The 14,064-nt window shown below is 28.9% G+C and carries 10 protein-coding genes and 1 riboswitch; of the genes, 9 read left to right on the top strand and 1 reads right to left on the bottom strand.

The features are described 5' to 3' along the window. Positions 1–8: 8 nt before the first annotated feature. From NG901_RS10705 to NG901_RS10690, 4 genes are all read left to right on the top strand, one after another. On the top strand, positions 9–1,814 hold the full coding sequence (locus NG901_RS10705) for a hypothetical protein (protein ID WP_252214340.1): 1,806 nt from the start codon (positions 9–11) through the stop codon (positions 1,812–1,814). An 81-nt stretch (positions 1,815–1,895) separates the two neighbouring features. Then, positions 1,896–2,987 (top strand): ATP-binding protein, encoded by a 1,092-nt coding sequence (locus NG901_RS10700; protein WP_252214338.1) that lies wholly within the window; start codon positions 1,896–1,898, stop codon positions 2,985–2,987. Between the two features lie 42 nt (positions 2,988–3,029). Next, complete coding sequence (locus NG901_RS10695; protein WP_252214336.1) at positions 3,030–5,399, top strand: DUF5682 family protein; 2,370 nt, start codon at positions 3,030–3,032, stop codon at positions 5,397–5,399. A 12-nt stretch (positions 5,400–5,411) separates the two neighbouring features. Further along, positions 5,412–6,575 carry a VWA domain-containing protein gene (locus tag NG901_RS10690; protein ID WP_252214334.1) on the top strand — a complete coding sequence of 388 codons (1,164 nt, stop codon included), beginning with the start codon at positions 5,412–5,414 and terminating at the stop codon, positions 6,573–6,575. Between the two features lie 136 nt (positions 6,576–6,711). Here the strand turns inward: NG901_RS10690 and NG901_RS10685 are convergent, their stop codons facing one another. Next, on the bottom strand, positions 6,712–7,926 hold the full coding sequence (locus NG901_RS10685; RefSeq protein WP_252214332.1) for a DUF6348 family protein: 1,215 nt from the start codon (positions 7,924–7,926) through the stop codon (positions 6,712–6,714). Between the two features lie 348 nt (positions 7,927–8,274). On the opposite strand from NG901_RS10685, the gene NG901_RS10680 reads away from it, so the two are divergent. The 5 genes from NG901_RS10680 (at position 8,275) to NG901_RS10660 (ending at position 14,024) form a co-directional block, all read left to right on the top strand. After that, entirely contained in the window at positions 8,275–9,159 is an 885-nt protein-coding gene (locus NG901_RS10680; protein WP_252214330.1) for an MBL fold metallo-hydrolase, read from the top strand. Between the two features lie 206 nt (positions 9,160–9,365). Beyond that, positions 9,366–9,465: riboswitch (purine riboswitch) on the top strand. A gap of 95 nt (positions 9,466–9,560) precedes the next feature. After that, complete coding sequence (locus tag NG901_RS10675; RefSeq protein WP_252214328.1) at positions 9,561–10,964, top strand: NCS2 family permease; 1,404 nt, start codon at positions 9,561–9,563, stop codon at positions 10,962–10,964. A gap of 254 nt (positions 10,965–11,218) precedes the next feature. Then, entirely contained in the window at positions 11,219–11,638 is a 420-nt protein-coding gene (locus NG901_RS10670) for a YjdF family protein (RefSeq protein WP_252214326.1), read from the top strand. 22 nt (positions 11,639–11,660) lie between these two features. Next, a complete protein-coding gene (locus tag NG901_RS10665; protein ID WP_252214324.1) occupies positions 11,661–12,269 on the top strand; it encodes a methyltransferase in 609 nt (202 codons plus the stop codon). Positions 12,270–12,695: 426 nt separating this feature from the next. Further along, on the top strand, positions 12,696–14,024 hold the full coding sequence (locus NG901_RS10660; protein ID WP_252214322.1) for a uracil-xanthine permease family protein: 1,329 nt from the start codon (positions 12,696–12,698) through the stop codon (positions 14,022–14,024). Positions 14,025–14,064 lie beyond the last annotated feature (40 nt).

The raw sequence follows: 14,064 nt of genomic DNA, 5'->3' as shown, positions 1-14,064 counted from the left end.
GTGATATTATGAACGAATTATTAATACAGTTAAAACATTCCTTAGGACAAGCTGCTGTTTTGGGAACAAAGTCTTTAAGTGATGATTTCAGACTTAAGAAAATATCTGAGAAAATAAAGTTATTAAGCGGTAAAGCGCAAGTTTTTTCTAAAATATATTCAATGCTTGAAGGTCTTTTAAATGAAAGTAGTGAAAATACTTATATTATAATGTGTGAGCTTGTGAATTTAATTAATGCAGTTTTATATACACAGGGAAATTCCCAAAGCATTGAAAAGGAAGAAAAATTTGAAATTGATGAAAATATAAAAGGAACTTCAGTCTTAAGATATTCAGAAATAAGAAATATAAAAGAAATTTTAAAAGGTGGAACTACTACAAAATGGGCTTCATTAAAAAAAGCATTTAAGGAAAATAAACTTTTTGATTACAGGCTATTAAATGATTTATTAGGCGAATTATCTAATTCATATGTATATGAGTATGATTTTAGTATTGTAACTATTCTTTCACAATATAATGAGGATATTGTACATATATTAATGGAGAAATTTGAAAAAAGTGATAAAGTTGCAAAATGCAATATTGTAAAAATAATATCTAATGTTGGAAAAGAAAAATATAATAATTTTTATAAAAAGTGTGTTCTTGAAGAGGATGCTGATAATGTAATAGCTGTAGCAATCAAAGCATTAAAAGATGATAGAAATAATGAACAATTTCTTTTGGATTTAAAATTAAAAAAGAAAGCATTAAAAGAAGCAAGAATATTAGCGCTAGCATGTATGGACACTGAAAAGGCAGATGAAGAAGTTAAAAAATATTGCTTAAAAAACATAAAATTTTTAAATGAAGTTTTAAATGAAAGACTATTTATTAAAGAAGATGAAATTATTGAACTTATTGAAGAAAGCATGACAAAGGAATTTGGAGAAAAAAATACTAAGGATTATGAGTTTTTTTATGAAATACTTGATGCATCAAAGAATTTTAAATCCAAAAGGATTATAGAAGTCTTAAAGAAGGCTGTTGATTTTGAATTTAATTTAGGAGAGTATAAGAGAAATGCAGCAGTAAACCTTTTTTACCAGGACGATGAGGCGGTATATAAATATCTTTTTGATCTTAAGAAAAAGAGTGAATTTTATATTGGAATAAGTTTTGCAGCTGCACAAAAGATATATTCAAAAGAAGAGATATTTGAAGAATTTTCAAAAATTATAAATAAGAAATTTTCACCAAATGAATCAACTCTTTCAAATTCAATAAAAATTATGTTTAATTATTATTATATGTCAGGTTATGTTGTAGGAGCATCTGATCGTATACCTGTAAATATAATAAATTTTAAGTCGTGGGACGAAAGATGGGTATATACTGCAATGAATGATAAAAACCTTATTGATTATGCATATGAATTTGTAAGCAAAGATCTAAATGATCAAGAAAAAAGCAGGGTAAAAAAGTTCTGTTTAAATTATATTGAAAATATGAAAAATGAACCTGAATCAAAAGGCAAGAAAGTATATTATCTTGACACAAACCATAGTAAAAATATATGTGATGGAAACAGAATAAGAAGTATAATGACAATATTATTTAAAATTGGAGCCAAAGAAGAAGCCCTGAATAATGTTTTATATTTTTCAAAATATTTCAGATATTTAACACCTGCTTATCAAGTATATATGAATGCTGATGATATTACATTTTTAGAAAATCTTAAAAATGAAGTATCAGAATATGTACTTTATGATGATGCTGTATTAAAGAGAATTGATTATCTTATAGACATTTTAGCTTTAGGTAGATAAACATATTTGTTTTAGTGGAATTATAAATAACATTTGAAAAATTAAATGATAAAAATTAGAAGCGGGAAGGATAAACGTAGAATGAAAAAGAAAAAAGATATATTAAGACATCCAGCAGAAGTTCTTTATAAAAAAGAAATTGATATTTTAAAGAAAAGTGATAAAAATTCAATACCATCAGGATGGCAAATGTCTCCTAAAGCAGTTCTTACATATATTATAGGCGGTGAAGTTGATGGCAAGAAAATAACTCCTAAATATATAGGAAACAAGAGGCTTGTTGAAATATGTATTGCAACACTTCTTACAGATAGAGCACTTTTATTAGTTGGTGAACCAGGAACTGCAAAATCATGGCTTTCAGAACATTTGACTGCTGCTATTTATGGAAATTCCACAAAAGTTGTACAAGGCACAGCAGGTACAACAGAAGAACAGATTCGTTATTCATGGAATTATGCAATGCTTCTTGCTAATGGTCCAACTTCAGAAGCTCTTATAAAAAGTCCAGTTTATAGTGCAATGGAAGAAGGGGGAATAGCGCGTATTGAAGAAATTTCGAGATGTCCATCTGAAGTTCAGGATGCACTTATATCACTTCTTTCAGAAAAGAGGATTTCAGTTCCTGAACTTGGAGAAGAAGTTCCAGCAACAAGAGGTTTCTCTATTATTGCTACAGCTAATACAAGAGATAAAGGTGTAAATGAAATGTCAGCAGCACTTAAAAGAAGATTTAATATAGTTGTTCTTCCAGCTCCTGATGATATGCAGACAGAAGTTAATATTGTAACAAAAAGGGTTGCACAACTTTCAGAAAATCTTCAACTTAATTCACCACTTCCATCAGAAAAAATCATAGAAAAGGTAGTTACTATATTTAGAGAATTAAGAAATGGTGTAACAATTGATGGAAAACAAAAAATAAAGCCTGTTTCAGGTGTATTATCTACAGCAGAAGCTATTTCACTTCTTGCAAATAGTATGGCACTTGCAGCCGGATTTGGAAATGGTGATATAAGCGATTATGATCTTGCTTCTTCACTTCAGGGGGCAGTTATAAAAGATGATGAAAAAGATGTTCTGGCATGGAAGGAATATCTAAACAATATATTGAAAAAAAGAGGACAAGAGTGGCGTGAGCTTTATACAGCATGCAATGAGATGAATTCTTAGACTATTAATTGAAAAAAGTTTTAAGGAAAGTGAGAAAAAAGTATGAGTGGAAGCAATAAAGAAGTAAATATCCATGAAAAAAATTATGCAGCCAGCTTCTTCCCTGTAAGACATCTTTCCCCTAATGGAGCATATGCTTTAAAAAAATACTTAGATAAGATAAATCCCGATATTGTACTTGTAGAAGGGCCAAGTGATGCCAATAATGAACTTGATAATATAGTAAATAGACATGTTGTGCCTCCAATTGCAATATTGGCTTATACGGATGAAATGCCTGTTAAAACAATTCTTTATCCTCTTGCATCATATTCACCAGAGTATGTTGCAATAAAATGGGCAAAATCTAATAACAAGGAAGTACGTTTTATTGATTTGCCATCAGATGTGTTTTTGGCAATGGAAAATATGCTTTGTGAAGACGAAGAAAATACAGAAAGATCTGATGATTCCAATATAAAAAAGGATCTGGAACTTAATGATAAACAGATCAGTAATGAAGATGAAATTTATACAGATATATATGAAACATTATATAGATCATGTGATGAATTTGACTATGATGCATTCTGGGAAAGGAACTTTGAACATCTTGACTATAATTATTATAGACAGGCCATGATGGAATTTGGAAGCAATTTAAGGCAGATACAGGAAAGCAGACAAAAAGATGATGCGAGAAATATTTTAAGAGAAGCTTTTATGAAAAGTGAAATTGAAAGGGCTGTAAAAGACGGTTACAGAGAAAATAAAATGGTAATAGTCACTGGTGCATATCATACATTAAGCCTTATGAGTGAAAAGACTTTACCACTTAGTGAAGAAGAAATAAAAAAACTTCCTAGAAAATCTTCAAAGCTTACTCTTATGCCTTATTCATATTACAGGTTAAGTGATAGAAGTGGCTATGGGGCAGGAAATAAGGCACCAAATTATTTTGAAATGATGTGGAAATTATTAAATGAAAATAAACTTGATGAACTTCCACAAAGATATCTTACTGTAATAGTAAGAAGTATGAGAAAAGAAGGTCATATAAAGTCATCAGCAGAAGTTATAGAAGCCGTAAGACTTGCAAAAGCACTTTCAAATATGCATGGAGGGAATATTCCTATTCTTCAGGACTTAAGGGACGGGGCAAAAACATGTCTTGGAGAAGGAACGTTCAGTAAAATTGTGACAGCAGCTGCTGAAGTTGAAATAGGTACTAAAATAGGGCATCTTCCAGAAGGAATGTGTAATACATCTTTGCAAAATAATTTTAATTTTATGATAAAGGATTTAAAGCTTACTTCATATAAAACTTTAGTTGCTACTGATGTAACTTTGGATTTGAGGGAAAACCGAAGAGTAAAAAGTGAGAAATCAGCTTTTATGGATTTAAATCGTTCATCATTTTTACATCAGCTTGAGGTATTAAATATTTCTTTTGGTAAAATTCAGAGAAGATTAAATGGAGATAATAACTGGAAGGAAGCATGGACATTAGCATGGAGGCCTGAAACTGAAATTGAAATAGTTGAAGCATCACTAATGGGGGATACAATAGAGATAGCAGCAGCGTATGTACTGAAAGATAGGCTTGATAAAGCAAGTAAGATAAAAGAAGTTTCAGAGATGATTTCAAAATGTTATGAGTGTGGTATGGATAAAATGGCATCATATTCAATTAATATACTTCAGAAACTTGCAGTGGATATAAATGCTTTAGATGAAATTTCAGAAGTTGCATTTAATTTATCATATATAATTAGATTTGGAACAATAAGAAAGATAGACACAGAAATATTAAAGCCAATTTTATCAGAACTGTTTTTAAGGGCAGCGCTTATAATGGTTGAATGTTCAAACTGTGATGATGCTGCAGCAAAATTATTAAGCAAATCAATTGAACAGCTTGATGTAATAGCACAATACCATGAGGATGTAGTTAATACTGAAATTTATATAAGAGAACTCATAGAGCTTTCAAACAGAGATGACAGAAATTCAAAACTTTCAGGAATAGCATGTTCAATTCTTATAGAAAGAGGACTTATTGATAAGGAAATGCTTAGCAGTGAAATTGGAAGAAGACTTCTTCCAGGAATTCCACCAGATATAGGAGCAGGATGGTTTGAAGGGCTGGCATGTAGAAACAGATATGTTATTTTAGGAAATCTCACTATATGGGAAAAGCTTGATGAATATATTATGAATCTTGATAAGGAAGAATTCAAAAGTGCAGTAGTATTTCTTCACAGAACATTCAGTACCTTTAATGGAAAAGAAAAATATATGGTAGCAGAAAATCTTGCAAACTTATGGGGAATAAGTGCAGATGATTTAAGTGAATATTTAAATGAAGAATTATCAGAAGATGAAGAAAAAATATTAGAAGATCTTGATAATTTCAATTTTGATGATTTTTAGGGGGTAGAATGTTTGGAGAAAACTGAAAATATAAAAAAGTGGAGAATGGTTCTTGGAAAAGAAAGTGAGGAATCATTTAAAAGCACAGTTGGAGATAAAGGAATTATAGCACTTGATAAAGAAGAACTCCTAATGGCTAATGCATTAGATGCCATTTATGACAACAGCAATCATGAACTTGAGAAATATGGCGGTGCAGGTAACGGGTTTTCTGCTCCTAAGATTTCAAAATGGCTTGGAGACATAAGAAAAATATTTGACAAGGATATAGTTAAGGTAATTCAAAATGATGCAATAGAAAGAAAAGGAATGAAACAACTTTTGCTTGAACCAGAAGTATTAAATGGAATGGCACCAGATATAAATCTTGCTTGCACATTATTAACACTCAAAAACCAGGTTCCAGAACGTTCAAAAGAAAGTGTACGTCAGTATATACAAAATATTGTAGAGGATATAAATAAAAGAATAAATAATGATGTGCAGAAAGCAGTTCTTGCAGCACTAAACAAAAAGAATCATGTTTCAAGAGGAACAGCATCAAGTCTTGATTTTAACTATACAATAAGAAGGAATTTAAAAAATTTCAATAAAGATTTAAATAAAATAATACCTGAAAAAATGTATTTTTTTGAGCATATGAATAAAGCAAATGGATGGAATATAATACTTGATATTGATCAGAGTGGATCAATGGGAGAATCAATTTTATATTCAACAGTAATGGGATGTATTCTTGCAAAAATGTCATCTGTAAGTACAAGGGTTGTTGCATTTGATACAAGTATTGTTGACCTTACTGAAAAATATGATGATCCTGTTGATATGCTTTTTGGAATACAGCTTGGTGGAGGTACTGATATACATAAATCAGTAGTTTATTGTGAGCAGTTTATAAGAGATCCAAAGAAAACACTTTTATTTCTCATATCAGATCTTGAAGAGTGGGGTAATCAGGGTGCACTAATAAATAAGATAAAATATCTTAAAGAAAGTGGAGTAACTGTTGTGTGTCTTCTTGCAATAAGTGATAATGGAGAACCATATTACAATAAGGATCTTGCAAATAAGTTTGCTAAGTTTGGAGTACCGAGTTTTGCATGTTCACCCAATTTTCTTCCAGAATTACTTGAAAAAGCATTAAAGGGTGAAGAGATAAGGATAGATAAAAAATAATTTTATGTTGGAACATTTTAATTTCTTGTAAGCAAGTTATATATATTAAGGTAATTAAATAAAAGCAGCAGATAGTTTTGATTTGACATGAAACTATCTGCTGTTTGAGGTTGTACAGGAATTTACAATAAATAAGTTATGAAATAATGTAATCTTCAAAAATATTAAAAGATAAAGGACACATAAGTAAATCTTCTATTTTACTTCCATCATTAAGAGCTTTGTTTATAGCGTTAAATGAAGCACTGCAGGTTACAATATTTCTAAATTCATCATTATTAAAACAACCTCTTCTTATTTGATTATCAATAGTTTGATATATCCAGTTATAAGAAGTAAGCTGATCTTTAAATAAAGTAACATTTTCGATGCTACTACATAGTGTCATATTCTCAGCATATTGTACTTCAGGAAAGATAAATTTACAGAATATCTCTGGAATAAAGTTAAATAAGTCACATGCTAAAGATGGATCATTACACATTTTTATGAACTGATAATATAAATTTTCATATTTTTCGTTTGTATCACATAATTTAAACAAATCTAATGCTTTTAGTGTATTGTGAATGACTTGTTCTTTGCTGAATTTGTATTGAGTGTAGGTTTCCTTAGCTTGTATCAAAACAAAGAATTGCTTTTCTGAATATAAAGTAGTTTCTACATCCCATTCTTCTGCAATTTTATTTAATATTTTAGTAATGTTGTTACTTACTATTCCATTTATTCGACATTCACAGTTAACTGAATTAGCAGTTTTGCTAAGATATATTTTTACCCAGTATACTGGTTTGATGCCTAATCTATTTTTTATTTCATTATTAATAACTTCCCAATAATCTATAGGATTTTGTTGAACTTTCTTTTTACCTTGAGATGATATGCAGCTTTTATATAGTTTGAATTTACTTATCTTTTTGTTAAATTTACTTTCAAAGTCTTGTCCATATTCATCCTTTAAAGCATGTGTTATACCACATAAAGCAGAAAAACAGAAGCTGGCAGTTGCCTGTTGTAATGCTATATCTGTAGTATTTCCAACACCTGCTGATGATTCAACAAACTCTTCATTAAATAAATTATGTTTTAACACAAATATAACTTGTGCCATATTTTCAGTAGCTTGAGGAACATGTACTTCTATTTTTAACTTTATATCTGTTATAAATAATGAATTAGATTCTAGTACACTATTTTCAACAGAATTAATCAGTATATTAAGTACTTTTTCTTCATTTGTTAAATCAGAATTATTTAAAGCATTTTCATTTTCTTGAGTATTATAAAAATTATTTGAATCCATATGATTTTTGTCTTTTTTTCCTTTGAATAAGTTGCGTATAAAACCCATTAAATAATCTCCTTTTGTATTTAGTTACAATTTCAATAATATATTTACAGATACTTATTATTCCAATAAAAGTATAAAATAACTTATATGGATTAGTCAACTTAAATAGTAATATCAAAGGATTTAATATTACTATTTAAGAAAATTGAAAAAATCTATTTTCTATGGCTATTATTATCGTTGAAATAACTAATACTAATATTGCTTTTTTTTAACTCTATTTAATGCTATGATCTTCATTAGTTCCTTTTAAACAATGCTATAAACGATTTTGTAATTGAGCTTATCATATATATGTAATTATGATAGTAATGTAAAAAAGACAAGGATATAGAAGGAGGAAATAAGATGTTTAATAAATTAACAGATAGAGTTTATTATATGGATTTTGAACAAGAAGGGGATAGACCAGTTTTAGGATTAGTAGTAGGAGATTCGTATTCATTAGTGATTGATGGTGGTAACTCAAAAGATCATGCAGAAAAGTTTTTGAATTATGTACAGGAATTAGATATACCAAAGGTTAAATATTTAGTTTTAACTCACTGGCATTGGGATCATGTTTTGGGAATGAAAACTATGAATTTAATTAATATAGTACATAAAAAGTCTAATGAAAAATTAGAATGGATGAAAGGATTAGAATGGACTGATAAGGCTATTAGGGAGAGAGTAGAAAATGGACAAGAAATAGAATTTTGTGAACAACATATAAAAATAGAGCATCCAAATAATGATAGAAATATAGAATTAGCAAATGCAGATATTATATTTGATGGAAGTATAGGGATAGATTTAGGTGGAGTAACAGTAATGGTAGAATATATAAATGCTGACCATTCAAAAGATTGCTGCTTAGTAAATGTAGTAGAAGAAAAGGTAACATTTATGGGAGATGCGATGTATTTAGATATGTATAATGGGCCATGGAGTTATTCAAGAGAAAAGCTATATCCACTTTTAGATAAGCTTATTTCTTATGGATCGAAATATTATATACCATCTCATCATTCTAAATATACCAATGAAGAGTTTAAGGTTTTCATAAGATATATAAAGGAAATCGGAGATTTGGTAGGGGAATCTACTGATTTAGAAAAGACTATATCAAAAATAAATAAGGTTAGAGATGAAGAACTATCAGAATGTAATATGGAAGATATAAATGTATTTATAGAAGGAAATAAGAAAACTGGTGAAGTTAAGGAAAAACCTACAGCGGATTTATATTAAAGAAAATTATAAAGATAGAAAATAATTATTTAATAGGATTAGTGAATATCATGTAATAGACCAGTAGTATAAACAAATAAAGTAGAATTGTAGCCACCAGTGAATTTATCTATATTCAATGGTGGTTTTTCATTTAAAATGAAATCTAAATTTGTTGAATCGTGGGAAATAATACCGTTGCATTTAGAAAATTCTCTGTTATAATAAATTTATAATTTAATGATATCCATATAATTTTTGCAATTGGGCAAAGAGTTTCTACAAGAAGCCGTAAACTTCTTAGCTATGGGTTAATCCGTTTTTGCTATACAATATTCTATATAAAATTAGAAGCTGTAGCTACCATTGGATTTACCTATATCCAATGGTAGCTTTTTTATATTTATTTTTAGGAGGAGAGTATGAATAATAAAGGAATTCTCGAAAAATTATTTAAGTTAAAGGAAAATGGCACAACAACTAAAACAGAAATTTTAGCTGGAATAACAAGTTTTATAACTATAGCCTACGCCATATTAGTTATTCCAAATATTCTTAAGGAAGCTGGTATGAATTCTCAAGGAGCCTTAGGAGATGCAGCTAATAATTTAAGTATAATAAATGACCCTGTAGTAGGTGCTATATTTACAGCTACTTGTGTTATTTTCACAATAACTACATTATTTATGGGGTTATATTCTAACCTTCCATATGTGCTAGGACCAGGTATGGGACTTGTAGCGTTCTTCACTTATGGAGTATGTTTAACCATGGGATTTACCTGGCAACAAGCGGTGGCAGCTGTATTTATATCAGGTATTGTATTCATAATATGTACAGTGACATCTTTAAGACAGTTAATAGTAAATTCATTGCCTCAAAATTTAAAAATCGCAATGACTTCTGGTATAGGACTATTCATAGCTTTAATAGGACTTAAAAATGGGGGAATAGTAATAGCAAATCCAGGAACTTTAATGCAATTTGGAGACTTTACTCAAAAGGGAATTTTACTTACTATTATAGGAATTTTCATAATGGTAATTTTAATGGTAAAAAATGTTAAGGGATATATGATTATAGGCATAGCTGCAACTACTCTTATTGGAATCCCTATGGGTATAACAAATTTAGCTAATGTAAAAATATTCTCACTTCCTCCATCTTTGGCACCAACATTTATGAAGATGGATTTTAGTGGTCTTGTATCTCATAATGGGGCTGGCGCTGTAGGAGCAATAACAGCTGTGGTAATGGTTATTTTAACATTTTCATTAGTGGATATGTTTGATACTATAGGAACTTTGGTAGGTACTTCACAGAAGGCAAATATGATAGATGAAAATGGAACACCTAAAAATATGAATAAAGCTCTTATAGTAGATTCCTTTTCAACCACTCTTAGTGCATGTTTTGGACTTCCTACTATCTCAGTGTATATTGAATCAACTGCTGGAATTGCAGAGGGAGGGAGGTCAGGTTTAACAGCTGTAGTGGTAAGTATATTTACAGCTTTAACTTTATTATTTTCTGGTTTAGTTGGGATAATACCTGCACAAGCTACTGCACCAGTTTTAATTCTTATAGGTATTTTAATGATTCAAACAATAACAAAGGTTGATTTTTCAACACTAGATGAAGCTATACCAGCTTTCTTTACTATAGTTATGATGCCTTTTAGTTACTCAATAGCTAATGGAATAGCTTGGGGTATAATTACTTATCCAATAGTTAAGTTGGTTGCAGGTAAAAGAAAAGAGGTTCATCCTCTTATGTATATCTTAGCAGCACTATTTGTTTTAAGATATATTTTAATACCACAATAGAAAAATTGTTATAAAAGAATCAAGTAGAAATAAATTGGTACATATAGAATATATACTTATAAAAAAGTGTCTTTAGTCAAAGTTATTTATTATATAAAATGTTTATCATTTTATATAAATTAGGTATAATATTAAATGAGAGATAAAAACACAGTTCTGTTGGTAGTCAGAACCTATATAAATATATAGCAGTAACCTGCCCTCCTGGGTTGTCCATTCTCTTGAGAATTTTTTATTTTCAGGAGGAGAAATTTATGTTAACATCAGTTAAACTAACAGTTTTTTTCAACGAACCTTTTTGGATAGGAATTTTTGAAATTCAAGAAGGGGAATACTACAAAGTTAGTAAAATAATTTTTGGTGCAGAACCAAAGGATGCAGAAGTTTTTGAATTTGTATTAAACAATTATTACAAATTGAGTTTTATTAAACAGGAATTTGAAGAGAAAAAGTTTTTAATAAAGCGTGTGAATCCTAAGAGGGAACAACGACTAATAAAAAAACAGTTAGAAAACAAGGGGATTGGAACGAAAGCACAAATAGCCTTAAAAAAGCAACATGAAGCTAATAAGATAGAAGGTAGGAAGAGAAACAAAGAAAAAAAGGAAGCAGAAGAAAGAAAACAGTATAAAATGAAGAAAGATAAACGCAAAGAAAAACATAAGGGACATTAGTCATTTAATAAGAGGATATTATATGGAAGAACAATATTATGAAAATATATTAAATATTAAAACAGCTGGAAAACAAGATTTAGAAGAGGCAACTATACATTATAATAGATATGAACCAACAGCCTATGAAGCTTTAAATAAATTATGTGAAGAATATAAATTAAATAATACGGATTCAGTAGTTGATTTCGGATGTGGAAAAGGCAGGCTTAATTTTTACTTAAATTATTTATTCAAATGTGAAGTGACTGGAATTGAAATGAGTAAATATTTTTATAAACAAGCTTTAAATAATAAAAAATGTTATTTAGAAAAGCATAACGGTGACGAAGATAAGATTAAATTTGTTTGTACATTAGCAGAAAAATATGAGATTCAACCAGAAGATAATAAGTTTTATTTTTTTAATCCCTTTTCAATAGAAATTTTTATGAAGGTAATAGATAATATTATAGGTTCAGTATATAAAAATAAAAGAAATATAGAAATTATACTTTTTTATCCTTCAAATGATTATATATTTTTCTTAGAACAATATGCATTTTTTATGATAAAGAAAGAAATAAGATTAGATAATTTTAAAAATGATAGTAGAGATAGATTTTTAATATATAAGTTATCATATATATAAATATCTTTTAGAAAAAATATAGAACTAATTAAATTAATAATAGGTAGATTTATTTTACATAAATCTACCTATTATTGTATTTAGAATACCAATAGTTATATTTGTTGTCAATTTATAATAAATTATGTATTGAGTTTTTAAGAAATATTAGCACTTTCTAATTTAATTTATTAAAATGATAAATTAAATAACGCATAATAAGTGAAAATCAAGGGACTAAGAAAGAAAAAAGTTATCAAAATGAGAAAAAAGTTATCAAAGTGATAATTATTAAAAATTTTTTTGTATATAAAATGAATTTAATTATTATAAACTTAAGTAATGGGTAAAAATAGTAAATTTAATTGGCATAAGTATTGCGTAATAATATTTATAAAAATCATTGTAAACGTATAACAAGGCTTTAGTACAAGGGGGAGTTTTTTTATGGGATTAAATGAGAAGTCTTTACTTTTTCAATTTGAAGGTAGACCAAATTTAAAAGAAATAGTTCCGTTAGGATTACAACATGTTGTAGCTATGATTATTGGGTGCGTTACTCCAGCTATAATAGTAGCAGGTGTATGTGGATTAAGCCCAGAAGATAAAATTCTACTTGTTCAATCATCATTATTTTTTGCAGGGATAGCAACTTTAATTCAACTTTTCCCTATATTTAGAGTAATTGGTTCTAAATTGCCTATAATTGTAGGAACAAGTTTTGCTTATGTACCAACATTAATAGCCATAGCTGATGAATTTAATATTGCAACAATTTTGGGAGCACAAGTAATTGGAGGAATAGTAGCTGTTATTTTTGGAATATTTGTTAAAAAGTTAATTAAATTATTTCCATTAATAGTAACAGGAACTGTTATATTCTCAATAGGTTTATCATTATATTCAGTTGCTATTAGATATATAGCTGGTGGATCTGGAAGTTCAACTTTTGGTTCACCTAAAAACTGGGGGATTGCACTTATAACTTTATGTGTAGTAATATTTTTAAATTATTTTACTAAAGGATCATTAAAGCTTGCATCTATATTAGTAGGAATTATTGTAGGTTATATTGTTGCTTTATGTTTTGGAATGGTTTCTTTTACAGATGTTCAAACAGCAGGGTGGATGCAAATACCTAAATTTATGCATTTTGGAATGAGCTTTAATGCTACAGCAATTATATCTATGGTTATAATGCATATTGTAAATTCTGTTCAAGCAATAGGTGATTTTTCAGCTACTACTGGGGGAGGAATGAATAGAGTTCCTACAGACAAAGAGCTTTCAGGTGGAATAATTGGTAATGGTATTAGTAGCATTGTTGGTGCATTTTTTGGCGGTATGCCTACTGCAACATTTAGTCAAAATGTTGGCATAGTAACCATGAACAAAGTTATAAATAGAAGCGTATTTGTATTTGCTTCAATAGTTATTATAATATCAGGAATAGTACCTAAATTTGCATCAATATTAACAAGTATTCCACAGTGTGTACTTGGAGGAGCTACACTATCAGTATTTGCAACTATTACAATGACTGGAATTAAGATGATTTCATCAATTAAACTTACAGCTAGAAATACTGCTATTGTAGGCTTATCAATTGCTTTAGGTGTAGGAATAGTTCAAGTTCCAGATGCATTAGCTTTATTCCCAGCTTGGTTTATATCAATTTTTGGGAAATCTTCAATAGTTGTAACTACATTAGTAGCTATAGCCTTAAATTTAATTTTACCAAAAGATGAGACAGACGTAATAAGCATTAATAAATAATAGAATATAAATAAAAAATTATAACGATAGCGAGAAAGAG

This window comes from Clostridium sp. CMCC3677, assembly GCF_023845585.1.
Classification (GTDB): Bacteria; Bacillota; Clostridia; order Clostridiales; family Clostridiaceae; genus Clostridium; species Clostridium aquiflavi.
This window is presented reverse-complemented; position numbering and strand designations above follow the sequence as displayed.